The sequence below is a fragment of the Kitasatospora sp. NPDC059722 genome (assembly GCF_042733235.1).
Lineage (GTDB): Bacteria > Actinomycetota > Actinomycetes > Streptomycetales > Streptomycetaceae > Kitasatospora.
The window spans coordinates 1-16,107 of sequence record NZ_JBHWGD010000063.1 but is presented as its reverse complement, the minus strand read 5'-3'; the positions used below and the strand labels follow the sequence as shown (position 1 = coordinate 16,107).

The 16,107-nt window shown below is 73.9% G+C and carries 12 protein-coding genes; 3 read left to right on the top strand and 9 right to left on the bottom strand.

Annotated features, from left to right (window positions below):
* Position 1: 1 nt before the first annotated feature.
* Positions 2 to 694 (bottom strand): metal-dependent transcriptional regulator, encoded by a 693-nt coding sequence (locus ACFV4F_RS31245; protein ID WP_380439941.1) that lies wholly within the window; start codon positions 692 to 694, stop codon positions 2 to 4.
* A gap of 222 nt (positions 695 to 916) precedes the next feature.
* Between ACFV4F_RS31245 and ACFV4F_RS31240 the strand changes: the two genes are divergently transcribed.
* The 3 genes from ACFV4F_RS31240 (at position 917) to ACFV4F_RS31230 (ending at position 3,717) form a co-directional block, all read left to right on the top strand.
* Complete coding sequence (locus ACFV4F_RS31240) at positions 917 to 1,681, top strand: sugar isomerase domain-containing protein (RefSeq protein ID WP_380439938.1); 765 nt, start codon at positions 917 to 919, stop codon at positions 1,679 to 1,681.
* Positions 1,682 to 1,849: 168 nt separating this feature from the next.
* Positions 1,850 to 2,818, top strand: a complete 969-nt coding sequence (locus tag ACFV4F_RS31235; protein ID WP_380507509.1) for a DUF4231 domain-containing protein — start codon at positions 1,850 to 1,852, stop codon at positions 2,816 to 2,818.
* A gap of 44 nt (positions 2,819 to 2,862) precedes the next feature.
* The gene (locus tag ACFV4F_RS31230; protein WP_380440056.1) at positions 2,863 to 3,717 is read left to right on the top strand and encodes an alpha/beta fold hydrolase; all 855 of its coding nucleotides are present in this window, start codon (positions 2,863 to 2,865) and stop codon (positions 3,715 to 3,717) included.
* Positions 3,718 to 3,738: 21 nt separating this feature from the next.
* On the opposite strand, the gene ACFV4F_RS31225 is transcribed toward ACFV4F_RS31230, so the two are convergent.
* From ACFV4F_RS31225 to ACFV4F_RS31190, 8 genes are all read right to left on the bottom strand, one after another.
* Positions 3,739 to 4,701 carry a 2-hydroxyacid dehydrogenase gene (locus ACFV4F_RS31225; protein WP_380507506.1) on the bottom strand — a complete coding sequence of 321 codons (963 nt, stop codon included), beginning with the start codon at positions 4,699 to 4,701 and terminating at the stop codon, positions 3,739 to 3,741.
* A 55-nt stretch (positions 4,702 to 4,756) separates the two neighbouring features.
* Positions 4,757 to 8,764, bottom strand: a complete 4,008-nt coding sequence (gene fxsT / locus ACFV4F_RS31220) for an FxSxx-COOH system tetratricopeptide repeat protein (protein ID WP_380498114.1) — start codon at positions 8,762 to 8,764, stop codon at positions 4,757 to 4,759.
* Entirely contained in the window at positions 8,761 to 10,116 is a 1,356-nt protein-coding gene (locus ACFV4F_RS31215; protein WP_380507503.1) for a TIR-like protein FxsC, read from the bottom strand. Before ACFV4F_RS31215 ends, fxsT begins: the two co-directional genes overlap by 4 nt.
* Before the next feature lie 137 nt (positions 10,117 to 10,253).
* Positions 10,254 to 10,964, bottom strand: a complete 711-nt coding sequence (locus ACFV4F_RS31210; RefSeq protein WP_380507500.1) for a hypothetical protein — start codon at positions 10,962 to 10,964, stop codon at positions 10,254 to 10,256.
* Between the two features lie 99 nt (positions 10,965 to 11,063).
* A complete protein-coding gene (locus ACFV4F_RS31205) occupies positions 11,064 to 11,786 on the bottom strand; it encodes an aminoglycoside N(3)-acetyltransferase (protein ID WP_380507498.1) in 723 nt (240 codons plus the stop codon).
* Between the two features lie 152 nt (positions 11,787 to 11,938).
* Positions 11,939 to 14,317: an FxsB family cyclophane-forming radical SAM/SPASM peptide maturase gene (locus tag ACFV4F_RS31200; RefSeq protein WP_380507495.1), complete on the bottom strand. Its 2,379-nt coding sequence runs from the start codon at positions 14,315 to 14,317 to the stop codon at positions 11,939 to 11,941.
* 34 nt (positions 14,318 to 14,351) lie between these two features.
* Entirely contained in the window at positions 14,352 to 14,537 is a 186-nt protein-coding gene (fxsA, locus tag ACFV4F_RS31195; RefSeq protein ID WP_359962476.1) for an FxSxx-COOH cyclophane-containing RiPP peptide, read from the bottom strand.
* Positions 14,538 to 14,776: 239 nt separating this feature from the next.
* Positions 14,777 to 15,682, bottom strand: a complete 906-nt coding sequence (locus ACFV4F_RS31190) for an aKG-HExxH-type peptide beta-hydroxylase (protein ID WP_380507493.1) — start codon at positions 15,680 to 15,682, stop codon at positions 14,777 to 14,779.
* Between the last annotated feature and the right edge of the window lie 425 nt (positions 15,683 to 16,107).

Here is a 16,107-nt window from a genome sequence, read left to right as displayed (position 1 = left end):
CTCAGGCCTGGGCGACGAACACGTGCTGGGCGATGTCCTTGCCCAGCTCCGCGGCGTTCTCGCCGGTGCCCACCAGGACTCCGCCGACGCCGGGGCTCACCATGACCGTCGAGCCCGGGCGGACGCCCGCCCGGCGCAGCCTGCGCATCAGGCCCTCGTCGGTCTGGATCGGCTCGCCGATCCGGCGGACCACCACGCTGACGCCCTCCTCGCCCGGCTTGACCGAGTCGAGCTGGACCAGCGCGGCGTCGAAGCCCTCGCCCTCGGCCTTGGCGTCGCCGAGCTCGTCGAGGCCGGGGATCGGGTTGCCGTACGGGGACTGGGTCGGGTGGCCGAGCATGGCGAGCACCTTGCGCTCGACCGTCTCGCTCATGACGTGCTCCCAGCGGCACGCCTCCTCGTGCACCTGTTCCCACTCCAGGCCGATCACGTCGACCAGCAGGCACTCGGCGATGCGGTGCTTGCGCATGACGCGCACCGCGAGCCGGCGGCCCTCCTCGGTGAGCTCCAGGTGGCGGTCCCCGGCGACCTGGAGGAGGCCGTCGCGCTCCATCCGGCCGACCGTCTGGCTGACGGTGGGGCCGCTCTGCTCCAGACGCTCGGCGATCCGGGCGCGCATCGGGACGATGCCTTCCTCCTCCAGCTCCAGGATGGTGCGAAGGTACATCTCAGTGGTGTCGATCAGCCCAGACATCGCCGCTGGCTCCGTTCTTCGGGGTCCTCACCGACAATTCTGACGTACCGGCCCGACAACCGGGCCCGCCCGGGGGCTTCCGGTACCGGTTTTCGTTCCTGTTGACAGCGGGACCGCCGAGGCACCACCGTGCTCGCCGTAGCTTTCTCCACTGGCGGCCGGGACCTTCCGGGCCGCCCCACCCGGGCCGGCTCCCTCACCGGCAGAGAGCGGAGGCACCAGATGAACGACCTGGTCGGCCGGTACTTCGACGCCGCGATCGCCCATCTCCAGCGGGTCCGCGAGGAGGAGGCCGAGCCGATCGAGGCCGCCGCCGCGCTGCTCGCCGAGGCGGTCGCGCAGGGCCGCCGGGTCTTCACCTTCGGTGCCGGGCACTCCTCGCTGCCCGCGCAGGACGTGGTCTACCGGGCGGGCGGACTGGTGCCGGTCAACCTGCTGAACGTGCCCGGGATGGCCGGGGTGACGGTGATGCCCGCGCCGCTGGCGAGCGCCCTGGAGCGGGTGTCCGGCCTGGCCACGACGAGCCTGGACCTCACCCCGGCGACGGCGGGCGACGTGCTCTTCGTGATCTCGCTGTCCGGCCGCCAGGTCATGCCGGTCGAGCTGGCCCGGTACGCGCGCGACCGCGGGCTGAAGGTGATCGGGGTCACCTCGCTCGCGTACCCGGGCGAGGTGCCCTCGGCGCACCCGTCGGGGACGTACCTGAAGGACAACTGCGACGTCGTGCTGGACAGCAAGATCGCGGTCGGCGACGGCGAGCTGACCCACCCGGGCGCCCGCACGACGTTCGGCCCGGTCTCGACGATCGTCACCAGCGCCCTGATGCAGGCCGTCGTCGCCTCCGCCGTGGGCCGCCTGGCGGAGGCGGCGCAGGCCGGCACCGCGGAGGCGCCGCCGCTGTTCCGCTCGGGCAACGTGCCGGGCGGGACGGAGTGGAACGTCCGGCAGATGAGCGACAACGCGGAACGGATCTTCTACACCTACTGAGCCGCACCCACGGCCCCCGGGCCGCTCCCGCCGGGCCCCGGGCCGCCCGCCGGACAACCACCCGGGGGTTCCCGGCCATTGCGGGCCGGACGGCCGGGCGGCAGGCGTACCGGGGAGCCCGCCGGGGCAGGGAAGGGGTGCGACCGGAGCGACGGGTGGGGGCCGAACATGGCGTCTGGTGCGGGGCGTACCGGGTGGGTGCGGGAGCGGGACCTCCTGCCCGACCTCTTCTGGGCCGCCGACTCCGCCTCGCTGCACGGGCAGCACCGCTCGGTGGTGCTCTCCGCGTGGGAGCTGGTCCTGCTCCTCGCCGCCGCCGCGACCGGCTCGGCCGACGGCGAGGCGTGGGCCTGGCCGGCCGCCGTCGCCTACCTCGGCGCAATCGGGTTCGCCGTGGTGATCGGCCGGCAGAACCCGCAGGGCCTCTGGTACGAGGGCCGGGCCGCCGCGGAGTCGGTGAAGACGCTCGCCTGGAAGTTCGCCGTGCGGGCCGACGCCTACCAGCCGCCGCCGCGCGCCCTGCCGGACGCCGAGGGCCTGTACCGCTTCCAGCTCGGCCGGGTGCTGGGCGCCTTCCGCGGCGGCCCGGCGGTCGGGTCGCCGCCGGGCGGGGAGCAGGGCGCGGAACCGGGCGGGGAACCGCTCGCCGGGCCCGCCGGGATCACCGACGCGATGCGCGACCTGCGCGCGCAGCCGCTGGCCGTCCGCCGCGAGGTGTACCTGCGCGAGCGGATCGAGGTGCAGCACGCGTGGTACCGCTCGAAGTCCCGGTACTGCGCCCGGGCGGGCTTCTGGACCGGTGTGCTCGGCGTGGTGCTGCCCGCCCTAGGGCTGGTGCTCGCGGTGCTGCGGGCGCTCGGCGCGTTCACCTACGACGCGCTGGGCACGGTCTCGGCGGTGGCCGCGTCCGTCGCCGCGTGGGCGCAGCTGCGCCAGTACCGTCCGCTGGCCGCGGCGTACGGCCTCGCGGCCGACGAGCTGGACCAGATCCGGCGCCAACTGGCGGCGCTGGAGCTGGAGTCAGCGGACGCCGAGGAGATCTGGGCCCGGCTGGCCCGGGACGCCGAGGACGCGGTGTCCCGGGAGCACACCACCTGGCAGGCCCGCCGGGAGATCCGCACCACCACCGACCGGTGACCCCCCACCGGTGACACTCAGGAGGCAGGCGCGTGGCGTTACGAATGGTCAAGGCCCCGGGCGGACGCGCACTCGCCGTGGAGTCCCTGGGCGATCCGCGCGGCCGTCCGGTGTTCCTGCTGCACGGCATGCCGGGCAGCCGGGTCGGCCCGCACCCGCGCAGCACCGTGCTGTACCGGCTGGGGGTGCGCCTGATCTCCTACGACCGGCCCGGGTACGGCGATTCGACCCGGCAGGTCGGGCGGCGGGTGAGCGCGGCGGCGGCCGACGTGCGGACCATCGCGGACGACCTCGGCCTGGAGGCCTTCGCGGTGCTGGGCCGCTCCGGCGGCGGCCCGCACGCGCTGGCCTGCGCGGCGCTGCTGCCGGAGCGGGTGAGCCGGGTGGCGGTGCTGGTGGGGCTCGCGCCGCGCAACGCGACCGGCCTGGACTGGTACGCGGGGATGACCCCGTCGAACGTCCGCGCCTACCGGGAGGCGGAGCGCGGCCACGACCGGATCGCGGACACGATGGAGTTCCGCTCCCGCCAGATCAAGGACGACCCGGTCCGGCTGCTGAAGGGCCTGCGGCCCGAACTGTCGCCCGCCGACCGGATGGTGGTGGCCGACAGCGGGCTGCGGCGGATGCTGCAGAGCAACTACCGGGAGGCGTTCCGGCACGGCGCGGACGGCTGGATCGACGACGTGCTGGCGTTCACCGCCGACTGGGGTTTCAAGTGCGAGGACATCGCGGTGCCGACCTGGCTGTGGCACGGCGCGGACGACCAGTTCTCGCCGGTCGAGCACTCCCGCTGGCTGGCCGACCACATCCCGGGCGCCGAGCTCTTCCTGGAGCCCGGCGCCGCGCACTTCGGTGCCTTCCGGGTGCTGACCACCGCCCTGGCCTGGGCCGCCGGCTAGGGCGTCAGGCCTTCACCGGCGTCAGGCCTTCACGGGCGTCAGCGGCTCGTCCCCGGCCAGCACCGCCAGGACGTTGTCGACGGCCAGCCCGCCCATCGCCTGACGGGTGGCCACGGTGGCGCTGCCGAGGTGCGGGGCCAGCACGGCGCGCTCCTGGGCGAGCAGGGCGGACGGCACCGCGGGCTCGTGCTCGAAGTTGTCGACGGCCGCGGCGAACAGCGCGCCGGACTCCAGGGCGGCCGCGAGCGCCGCCTCGTCGACCACGCCCGCCGTCATGCTCACCACGACGGCCCCGCGCGGCAGTCGCGCCAGCCGCCGGGCGTCCAGCAGGTGCCGGGTGGCCGCACCGAGCGGGCAGGTGACGACCAGCACCGTGGACGTCGCGAGCAGCTCGTCCAGCGGCTTCCACTGCGCGCCCTCGGCCCGCTCCGGCGGCAGTTCGCTCCGGTTGTGGTAGCTCACGGGCATGTCGAAGCCGCGCGCCCGCCGGGCGACGGCCTGCCCGATCCGGCCCATGCCGAGGATGCCGAGCGGGGTGCCGGACAGCTCCATGCCGAGCAGGAAGTTCGGCGCCCACACCCATGGCTGCCCGGAGCGCAGCAGCCGTTCGCCCTCGCCGAGCCGGCGGGTGGCGGCGAGCAGCAGCGCCCAGGCCATGTCGGCGGTGGCGGTGGTGAGCACGCCGGGGGTGTTGGTGACGAGCACCCCCCGTTCGGCACAGGCCGCCACGTCGACGTTGTGGTAGCCGACGGCGTGGTTGGCGACGATCCGCAGCCGCGGCCCGGCGGCGTCGAGGAACTCGGCGTCCACCCGGTCGTCCAGGGTGGTGAGGACGGCCCGGCGGCCGGGCAGGGCGGCCAGCAGCTCCGGCCGGGGCATCGAGCGGTCGGAGTCGTGGCAGGTGGCGGCGTGGTGCGCGGTGAGCCGTTCGATCACCCCGGGCGCGAGGCGGCGGGTGACCAGGACCGGGGGCGGGGTAGTCATGGCTCCGGAGCGTACCCCGCCCCCCTGAACGTCCCTGCGAACGTTCCTCGACGCGTCACACCGGCTGCGGTTCCAGGTCCCGGTTGATCCGCTTCCAGCCGCGTGCCGACACCGTGTTGGGGTGCTCCTCGCCGAACTGCCGGATCAGCTCGGCGATCGAGCGGGCCCGCAGTTCCGCCGCCTGGCCGTGCCGCGCGGCCGCCCGCAGGGTGATCGCCAGGTTGGCCTCGCAGGCGACGGCGTCCGGGTGTCGGGGGGTGTAGCGGGCGCACAGGCCCTCGTAGGCGGCGCGGCCCAGTTCCTCGGCGCGCTGGGTCTGCCCGTCGTCGCCGTACGCGTTGGCCAGGTTGATCATCGCGTTGAGGGTGTAGGGGTGGTCCGGCCCGACGGAGCGGGTGAGCCCGTCGACGGTGGCCCGGCCGCGCTCGATGGCGCCCGGGACGTCGCCGCTGCCGCGCAGGTAGATGCCGAGGTTGTTGGCGCAGGCCAGGGTGAACGGGTGCTCGTCGCCGAACAGCCGCCGGTGGCCCTCGAACACGGTCGCGCACAGGTCCCGCGCGGTCTCCTTGTCGCCGGAGGCGCTGTGGTCGGCGGCCAGGTTGAGCGCGCAGGCGAGCGCGTCGGGGGCGTCGGCGCCGTAGCGCTCCAGGTAGCGCTCGTAGGTCTCCTTGGTGATCCGGCGGGCCTCGGCGAGCTGGCCGATCCGGCGCAGCGAGACGGCCAGCGACTTGGCGTTGCGCAGGTTCTCCGGCAGGTCGGGGTCGAGGACGTCGCCGAGGTCGGCGGTGACCTCCTGGAGGAGTTCCACCGAGCCCTGGTAGTCGCCGAGTTCGCGCAGGTCGCGGGCGAGGTTGGACTTGGTGGAGAGGGTGTAGGGGTGCTTGGGGCCGAGGACGGCGGTGCGCCGGTCGAGGGTCTCCTGGTCGAGTTCGCGGGCGAGTTCGCTCTCGCCGACGAGCCGGTAGTCGATCGCCAGGTTGTTGGCCATGGCGAGGGTGCGCGGGTGGTCGTCGCCGAACAGCTCGCGGAACTGGGAGAGGATCTCGCGGTCGAGTTCGAGGGCGGCCTGGAACCGGCCGAGGGCCCGGCGGTCGGCGCCGAGCGAGCCGGCCGTCATCAGGGTGTAGGCGTGGTGCTCGCCGAGCAGGCCGCGCTGGCGCTCCAGGGTGTCCTCGTCCAGGGCCAGGGCCTCGGCGTAGTTGCCCTGGGAGCGCAGGACGTTGGCGAGCTGGAAGCGCAGGAGGAGGGTCTGCCGGTCGCCCTCGCCGAGCTTGCGGGTCCACTCGGTGTCCAGGGCGTGGCCGAGGTCGCGGGCGCGGTCGAGCTCGCCGCGCTTCCACAGGTAGCGGACGCGGTCGATGAGCAGCTGGCGGGTGTCGGCCTCGTCGCAGTTGTGCGCCTTGGAGGGCGACAGGTGCGGCCAGATCTCGTCGAAGGCGGGCCAGTTGGCGGGGTCGTCGGTGTCGCCGAGGACGGGCCGGGCGCCGGTGAGGATGCGGTGCACCTCGTGGACGGCGACCTCCTGCTCCTCTTCGGTCATCTCGGCCCGGATCACGGCCTGGACGAGCCGGTGCACCTGGAAGCTGTTGCTGCCGGCGTCGACCTTGGCGAGCGCGTAGCGGCCGATGGCCTGGATGACCTTGCCCAGCATGAACTTGTCGCTGAGGTCGGCGTCGTACTTCACCAGCGCCCGGATCATCTGGTCGCTGTAGAAGAGGTTCATCGAGATCGGCTCGGGCGCGAAGAACGCGCACAGCTGGAGCAGCCGCACGGCGGCCGGGGACTGCTGGCGCAGCCGGCCGATGGAGACGTTCCAGGTGGCGCCGACCGGGGTCGGGTAGTCGGCGGGCCGGGCGACGGCCAGCGCGCGGGCGGCCTCGGCGTGCAGCTGGGTGACGTACGTCTCGACCGGGGTGCCGGTGGTGTCCAGCCACGCGGCGGCGACCTCGACGGCGAGCGGCAGGTCGCCGACGGCCTCGGCGACCCGGTCGGCGTCCGCCCGGGACAGGCCGCGGGCGCGCCGGCACAGGTGCTCGACGCTCTCGCCGCGGGTGAAGACGTCGACCTCCAGGGCCTCGGCGTGCCCGGTCCAGGCCTGGTTGCGGGAGGTCACCAGGATGTGGCCGGAGCCGCCGGGGAAGAAGCGGCGGATCTCGGACGGCTCGTCGGCGTTGTCGAAGATCAGCAGCCAGCGCGCGGTGGGCCGGCCCAGGCGCAGTGCCTCCCGGGCGGCCTCGGCGGCCTCGGTGACGGAGTCGCCGACGCGCAGGCCCAGGCGCCGGGCCAGTTCGGCGAGGGCGGGGGCGACGAGCTCGGTCTGCTCGGCGTCGATCCACCACACCAGGTCGTAGTCGGACATGAACCGGTGCGCGTACTCCAGGGCGACCTGGGTCTTGCCGACGCCGCCGAGCCCGTACAGCGTCTGCGGGGTGGGCAGGACGGCCGCCATGCCGCCGCGCAGCTGGTTGCGTAGCTGCTCCAGGACGGCGGCGCGGCCGGTGAAGGACGGGTTGCGCGGCGGGACGTCCCACACGGCGGGCTTGCTGCCGGGGAAGCGCGGCCCGCCGCCGTTGCCCTCCGGCAGGGCGGCCTCGCCGCGGCCGAGCGCGCGCAGCAGCGTCTGGACGGACTGCGCCTCGTCGCGGCCCACCAGGTCGACCGGGTTGCGGTTGCTGAACGGCGCGGTGAGCCGCACGTCGCCGACCCGGACGGGCACGAGCTGGCGGCGCGTCCCGGACGGGTCGGAGCTGACCACGGACTCCCACAGGGCCCGGGCCTGCGGGGAGCGCTGGTAGGCGGGCGAGAGCACGGCGACCGTCCGGTAGGCGGCGTCGATGCCGCGCTCGGTCTCCTCGCGCGGGTCGGTGCCGGCGCTGAGGTCCCGCGGCAGCACCCGGAAGCCGGCCCGGGTGAGGACGGACTCGATCCAGTCCGCCCACATCCGGTCCTCGGGCACGTACGACAGGTAGAGGTCGGCGGGCACGGAGGGGCGGCGGCGGGTGAACGCGTCGACGTAGCGCAGCCGCACCTCCTCGTCCACCGCCGGCAGGTTGGTGACCCGGCCCTCGGTGATGACGGAGGTCAGCCGCTCGCACGCGGCGAGCATCGAGGTGGGCGTGCCGGGCTGGTCGCCGAAGGTCGCGAGGATCTCCTCGTAGGCGTAGAACGGCCGGTACGGGATCTCCACCGAGCCCCAGTACTGGGCGAGTTCCTCGCCGCCCAGGCCGGCCGGCAGCCCGTCGAAGCGCACCCGGGCGAGGGCGCGGCCGGCGTCCGCCTTCTCCTTCTCGCCCTCGTCGATGCGCATCGGGACGGGCAGGATGCGGATGCCGCGCTCGCGGTAGCGGTCGTGGATGTGCTGGGCGATCCGGGAGGCGCCGTCGATCGACTGGTCGCTGAGGGTGAAGCAGACGACGAGGTCGTCGGGCATCTGCACGGTGCAGATCTCGGCGATGTCGGACAGGCCGGTGCGGGAGTCGATCAGAACGTAGTCGTAGCGCTTGGCCATGTCGGCCTTGAGGGCGTCGAAGAACTGCCCGCCGTCGAACCGGTCGTAGAAGATGTCCCAGTCCAGGTGGGTGACGGCCTCCGAGTAGTCCCGGTTGAACTGGCCGGCGGAGAGGAAGTCGAGGCTGCCGCCGCGCGGGAACAGCGGCCAGGACAGCGACAGGGCGTGCGGGTGGACGCGGGCGAAGTCGAGGTGCCAGCCCTCGGCGTGCTCGACCGGGCGCAGCGCCTCCTCCCGGTACTCGGCGATCAGGTCCATCATGCCGGTGGTGCCGGCGAGGGAGGCCGGGTCGAGGAAGGGGTGGAAGAACTTGGCCAGGCCGGGCGCCTCCAGGTCCCAGTCGACGGTGAGCACGCGGTAGCCGTTGGCCGCCAGGATCCAGGCCGTGTTGGCGAGCGCCATGGTACGGCCGGTGCCGCCCTTGTACGAGTAGAACGTGATGATCCGCCCGCCGCGGTCCTGTTCCTGCGCCCGGCCGCGGGCCTCGCGCTGCGCGGCCAGGTCGGCGGCGGTGAGCCCCCCGAGGCGGAGGTTCCTGGTGGTGTTGTCACTCATCTGGGTCCTCCCACGGGCGCCGTCCCGTAGCCGGGGTCGTCGTCGGTGTCGTCGCGGTCTGGGTGGTCGTCGCGGTCGGTGGGGCCAGGTCCGAAGGGGTCGGGTTCGCGCCGGAACGCGTCCCGCAGGTTGGGCCGCGGCGCCGGGGGGTCGTCCGGCTCGGCCCGGGTGCGGCTCTCGAAGGCGTACTTGGCCTTCATCGCGGCCCGGGGCAGCGCGTCGTCGAAGTCGTCGAGGCTGGTGAGCCCGGCGGTGCCGGTCGCGCCGAGGAAGCTCGGGCGGCTGGCCCGGCGGGTGATCCGCAGCGTGCGGTCGCTCAGTTCGCCGAGCTCGCCCTCGCGTTCCTGGCACTCCGGGTCGTCCATGTTCCACGGTTCCAGGACGCCCACCCAGGTGGCGTCCGAGCGGTCGAAGCGCCGGACCAGCTCGCGGCGGCGCTCGTCGCACAGCGCCCAGCGGTCCAGCAGGAGCAGGCCGGGCGCGGCGGCCTCGCCGCCGATGATCGCCTCGGCCTCGTCGTCGAACTCGTGCACGGTCGGCTGGAAGCCCAACTGCCGCGCGAGGCGCACCGCGTGCTGGGCGATCGGGGAGCCGGAGGGGCGGTAGGGGTGCCAGTCGGTGCGCTTGGCGCCGTAGTAGTCGGGGCTGCGGTCCTCGGGCAACTCGCCCTGGTGGTAGGAGAGGACGGAGATCCGGAGCTGCTTGGTGGGCGCGGTGACGTTGAACGCGCTGGGCAGGGCGTTGAAGTCCAGCCGCCGCCCGACCGGGATCACCGTCTCCTCGGCGACCTGCACGATCCGCGCGGCCAGCCGGTGCACGGCCAGCTCGTAGGCGGCGCGGAAGTAGGTGAGCTTCATCAGCGCGTACAGGCCCTCGGTGGCGTAGTCCGGCCCGAAGCTCGTGTGGTTGAACTGGAGGTCGCCGGCCACCCTGGGCAGTTTGTAGCGGCTCATCGGCGCCCATAAGACCGGCACGATCCCGCTGGTGCGCTCGGAATCGAGGTTCGCCGGATAGACCGGCCGCCGGGTGAAGGCGTGCCATTCCTGGCCGCACGGAACGCTGTTGAAGTACCGCGGCGAGTACAGCGGCACGAACACCCGGCAGTTGGCCAGTTCCTCCGACAGCCGCTCCGCCCACAACTCGCCCTGGTGCATGGACTCGTCCATGAACCCCACCGGCACCCCGGCGGGCACGGTGGTCAGTTGGAGCACCGCCTCGCACAGGTCCCGGTACAGCTGGCGCACCCAGTGGTTCGGATCCCCGGCACCGCGCGCGCCCGACCTCGGGGTGTGGGCGTAGGAGAGGAAGAAGTACGGCCTGGCGTCGTCCTCGTCCCAGCCCCGGTCGTTCACACGCGCCTCCCCCGGGCCCGCCGGCAACCTGTTCCCCGCAGCCCCCGTGCGCGGGGCTTCAGTGTAGGAACGACTGGCACCCCAATGGAATAGCACAACGACTCGCACGAATTGACATGACCGAAACGACGTGCTGGTCAGCTCTGCTTGAGGGAGTCCAGATCGATGATCCGATCAGCGGGCGGGAGGCTGACGGTGACGGGGGCGTCGTAGTCCGAGAAGTCCATCGTGGTGCCGTCCGAACTCCCGCCCACGTGCGGCGACTCGACCCGGAGGGGCCGCGTGGGCCCGTCCGTGGCGACGTACCCCTCGAACGATCCGTCCTTGGACGAGGTCGCGAGGATCCCGGCGGCCTTCCGCCCGTCCACGGTCGCGGTCCCCTCGGACGCGACGTCCTTGTACCAGTCGCCGTCCCCGAAGACGGGCGTGCTCTTGAGGTCGCAGAACGTGGTGACGGTCTGCAGGTCGTCCCCGTCCTTGATCCGCAGCCAGTGGTCCTTTCCGGCCGCCACCGCCTTGTCCCCGCCGAGCCTGGCCAGCAGCCGCTCGTCCTCCTTGAACAGCGTCTGCCCGCCGCTGCGCAGCAGCTCGGCCTTCCCCTGGTCCCCGAAGTCGAACGACCCCGTGCAGTCCCCGCCGGCCGCGGCCGACACGGCGAAGGTCATCTTCTGCCCCGAGTCGCTCTCGCTCCCGGTGATCTTCACCGACGCGGCCTGGGCGAACTGCTTGTGCCCCTGCTCCAGCACCGTCCCGGCACTCATGGCCGGTTCGTCACCGCTCCCGCACCCGGCAAGCCCGGCCAGGGCCAGCACGACCCCGCCGACCACAGCAGCCTGCTTGACACCCACGTCGAACCCTTCGCACAACGAACACCTGCGCGGATCCTACGTGCGGGCCCGCCCGGAACGGCGGGCGAGCCCGTGTGCCGTTGGCGACAGTCGGACGGCTCAGGACCGGGATCGGCGCAGGACGTGTTCGGCCAGGTCGACGGCCTCCCGGAGGGAGATCAGGCGGCAGTGGGCAGTGCCGATACGGCGGGTGGTGAGGGTGGTGGAGGCGGCGAGGACCCGGGCTCCCAGGTCGGCGAAGTGGAGGTCGTCGAGGTCCGGGGCCTTGAAGGTGGTCCAGCCGTCCGGGCCGACGCAGCGGTACTCGCGCTGGGGGACGTCGGGCATCCGCAGGTCGGCGAGGTGGAAGCCGGTGAAGCGGGCGATCGGGACGCCGATCATCAGGACCTGGGCGTCGAGGTCGTAGAGGCGGCCCAGCGGGGACTCTGGGCCGAGGTGGGAGGTGAGCGGGTGGTGCGCGGTGATCGCCCGGGCGTGCTTGCCGACGGCCGCCCAGGACGTCTGGGGGTGGTCGCTGCGCCGGGCACGCCGATGCGTGCGGATCGTCTCCGAGAGCGTCCCCATGGTCGGCGAGCACGGCGTACTGGCCGGATCGAACGGCAGCATCCGGTCGAGGTGCTCGGCCCGGCGCTCCGGAGAGAGCCCGGCGGTCTCGGCCCGGTGGATCCGGGAGGTGGCCGAGTTCTCCGGGGTCGCCGTGTAGGCGACGAGGGTGCCTTCCCCCTCCTCGTCCCGCAGGGCTTCGAGCAGGGCCTCGACCACCGTCGTCGCGCCGCCGGGCACCGGGCCGAGCGCACGCAGGGACGCCTGGACGTGGAGCACCGCACCCGCGCGGACTCCGATTTCGGTGAATTCACGGGCGAGCAGGGCGAGTGGTGCGGCGGCGACGCTGCCGGCGCGGGATTCGGTGAGGATGACGGTACCCCGGGATCATGGGCCCCGGGTGAGGGAGCCCCGGGGCGGGTGGATGGTGGTCAGACCGCGGCGTGTTCCCGCCGGGCCCGATCGGCCGCCCGTTCGGCCGCCGCGGGCAGCGGTACGGCCAGCCAGGGGGCCACGGTGGCACGCATGCCGTCGGCGAAGCGCAATCCGAGCGCGGTCAGCGCGCCCGAACCGGCCAGCCGCTCGACGGCTTCCGCGGTGTACCGCCGCCACAGCGCGAACTCGCGCCGGGCCCGGTCCGCGGCCTCGCCCGGCAGCCCGTCGTAGGCGAGCGTGCGGGTGCCCCAGTACTCCGTGACCGCCAGGTGGGCGTACGTTCCCTGGAGCAGGCCCTCCAGCGGCCGGGGGTCGGGCCGCCAGGGCGCGAAGTACAGCGTGTCGTCGCCTCGGTCGTACAGGTCCGTGAGGTCGAGCACCGCGCCCAACTTCACGTGCTGGAACTCGTGGGCCAGCAGGAGGGCGAGCGTCGGCGCCGTCGCCGGGCGGGCGATGCCCACCGCGCCGAAGGCCTGCCGGGCCGCCGAGCTGACATCCCGGCCCGCGGGGCCCGGCCGCAACGGGGTCACCGTCGTGAGGCCGGCCCGGATGCCCTCCGCGTACCCGGGCAGGTCCCGCCCGAGCAGTTCCCAGGACTCGCGCAACGCACCCGTCCAGTCGAGGAGTTCGCCGCCCGACAGACGGGCCGACACCGCGTGGGCGTGGCTGTCGCGCAGCGGGTCGACGTCCTCCAGCGCGACCGTCCACCCGCCCGCCAGCCGGACCCGCCGCAGCGGCTCGTCCAGCAGGGTGCGGACGGTCCCATCGGAGGAGCGGACGGAGAGGCCGTCCGCCGTGCCCGTCACGACGGCCTCCCCGTCCGGGAGGGCGAGGCGCCCGAGCGTCGGCAGGTGCAGCCACCCGCCGCGCACCGGCACGGCCACCGCGTCGCCCCGGGCGGCCCGCACCGCGGCGGCCGCGGCGAGCGCGGCCAGCGGCCCGAGCCCGGTGCCGAGGTCCCCGGCGAGCCGCCGGGCGGCCCAGGCGCGCGCGTACGGGTGGGCGAGGACGGCGTCGACGGCGGCGGGGGCGGCGACGTCCAGCGCGGCCAGCAGTGACCACGCCTCGGCCCGCCCCTGTCCGGAGGCGTCCCAGGCGGCGGCCAGCATCGCCCGGGTGAGGGCGAGTTGGGAGCGGCCGAGGGCGTGGACGGTGTCCGCGCTCCCGTAGCCCCGGGCGAGTTCGTCGAGCTGGTGGTCGGCGAGCGCGGCCGGCACGACCGGGGCGGCGTTCTGGGCAGGGACGGCCACCGAACCGCCGTACGCCGCCACGCCGTTGATGAGCGCCATGAGGTCCCCGCAGTAGACGGAGGGGTTGTCGAAGCCGCCTCCCCCATCGTCGCTCCGATAGCGGTGGGCGTACAGACCGCCTCCGCAGCTCCGGACGACGGGGCAGGTGCGGCAGGTGCCGCAGAGGCCGGCGAGACCGGACTGGCGGGCGGCGACGCCGGGGTGCCCGGCGAGGTCGTCGAGGGTGTGCTCGAAGACGTTCAGCCCGGTGGCGGGGGCGCCGTCGTACGCGGTCTTCAGGCTGTCGGCCTGCTCGAAGGTACCGTCCGTCTCCAGCACCGCGAGGTCGGAGGGCTCCAGGCCGAGCGACTCGGTGAGGCTGGAGAAGCCGCGCCGCGTCCGGTGGACGGACTCGAAGGTCCGCACGGCGAACGGCCGCCGGTCCGCCTCCCACAGCTCGTGGACGGCGAGCAGCCAGTCGGCGTACGGGGTCGGCCCGAGCGTGGAGGGACGTTTCGGCGGGTCGTCCCAGGTGGCGTGCGGGAGCAGGAAGTCGACGGCGGGTGGCTGGAGTTCGACCAGGGCCCGGTAGACCGCGACCGGATCGTTCTCGACGTCGATCGTGCACAGCAGTCCGGCGAACAGGTGCCGGTACGCGGGCTCGCGCAGCAGCGCGACGGCCCGCAGGACCTGCGGGTGGCTGCTGCGCCCGTCGGCGAAGCGCCGGTGACGGTCGTTGGCCGCGCGGTCCCCGTCGAGCGAGATGCCGACGCGGACGCCCAGTTCGGCGAACAGCTCGCAGAAGGCGCGGCTCAGCAGCACGCCGTTGGTGTGGATGCGCAGGTCGAGGGCGCAGCCGGGCGGGAGCGCCGCCCGGAGCTCCTCGGCGGCGCGGCGCAGCCGGTCCGGGCCGGCGAGCAGGGGTTCTCCCCCGTGCAGGACGACCCGGACGGCGGGCAGCCGGTGGGCGGCCGCGTGCTCGCCGATGCGTTCGGCGGCCTTGGCCAGGATCTCGTCACCGACGGTTTTCGGCCGGGTGCGCCAGCTGCTGTCGGCGTGCTCGTAGACGTAGCAGTGGTCGCAGGCGAGATCGCACCGGCTGTGCATCTTGACCACGAATTGCGTCAGGGGAATTCGCGTCGTCATGGTCTGACTCGAAGGGTCGGTCTCGGCCCGCCGGTCAGATCGAGGAGTTGAAGGCCGCGACCGGCACGAGGCCGGATTCCGCGCCGGGGAGTGCGCGCCGCAGGCTCTCGGCGAGCTCTTCCGCGCCCAGCGCGGCCAGATCGGCGAGGGAGGGGCGCTCCGGCGTCTCCTGAGGGTCAGTCAGGTTGCCGGCCGGCCTGATGCTGGTTACCGGTGTCATATTCGTTTCCTTAGGCGCGGTTACGACCTGCCGAGGGTGGGTAAGCCACCCGGTTGCGACCAATGTAGTGCCCGCGAGGCACCAGCGCGGCACCTTGCGGTTTCGCGTTGGTGTCCGCAACGGCCCGACACCGTGCGGTGGCGCGTGGGACGCCGAGAATTCACCCGTTCGGCGGTCGCGCACTTCGCCGTGGCGCGCGCCGAAGCGGGATTCTTCGAGCCGCCGTTCGAATCGACCGGTCATCCCCCACCCGGTTCGCGGACGGACCGCACCACTTCCGCCGTGAACTCCAGACCGTAGTCGGTGAGTTCGCCGCTCGCCAAAAGTGTCTCACCCGCCGAGAGCGTGTGCGCCCGCCAGCGCTCGCCCTCCCGCTCCGCACGCTCCCGGCCGGCCCCCGAGGCGGCCTCGGTCCGCCAGAAGTCGGCCACCCCCAGGTGCGCGTACGTCCCCTGCAGCAGCGCGCCGACCGGGCGCAGGTCGGGCCGCCAGGGAGCGTGGTAGACGGCGGCGCCGTTGGGCCGGTGGAGCGGCACGAGGTCGAGCAGCGCGCCGAGTTGGACGTGCAGGAACTCGTGCACCAGGGCCAGCGCCAGCAGCACCGGATCGTCCGGCAGCGAAGCCGCCACCGCGCCGTACGCGCGCCGGGCGGCCGCGCTCACCGCCTCCCCGCCGGGAGCCGGCCGGAGCGGGACGATCGTGGTGACACAAGCGGCAACAGCCTCCGCGTGCCACCGGTGCCGCTGCACCAGAATCCCCCACGCATCCGCCAACCGCACCTCCCACACGGCCAGTTCGGAAGGCGTCAGGGGCCCGGCCGGCGGCCGCCCGTAGTCCACCCGGTGCGGCCCGACGTGGTCGATCACCGGAGCCCAGCGCAGCCCGTCGCACTCCAGAGCCAGCGGACGCCCGGCACCGAGCCGCACGAACTCACCCAGCCCACCCAACTGCACATCCTCACCGGCCGCCAGGCCGCGCAGGCAGTCGGCCGCCCAGGCGTCCAACTCCGGTCGCAGCAGCACCTCTTCCCACCGCACCCGGTCCGCCCGCTGCAGCGCGCGCACCTCGGCGTACGCCGCGTGGTACCCGTCGTCCTCCGGAGCCGCCCGGCGCAGCGCCACCAGCAGCAGAGCCCGCTTGCTCAACTGCCCCGCACGCAGGAGCCGAACAGCCCCCGCCCCTCCCCGCCCACCCGCGATCGCCCGAAACGTGGCCCGGTCCACCCCGTGCCGGGGCAACCCGTCCGCCCCCCGCGCGCCCGGCACCCCGACCGCCACAGCCTCACCCGTACCCGTCACCGCAACGTCCTCCCAGTCCGATACCACCCGGCGGCAGTCTCACCCCCTGGCAGACGGGAAACGCCGCCAACAGCCGCACATAACCCAAACGGCCGAAGCACCCCCCCCCACCCCAACTGACCCACCCCCCTCAACCACCTCCACCCGCCGCACCAACGCACCCACCCCAACCACCCACCTTCCCCCTCCCCCCACAGGCGAGAGGGAGCGCTGCGGGAGGGGGTGGCGGAGGGGGTGGCCGCGGAGAGGGGCGTGACGGGTGATTTTCAGAC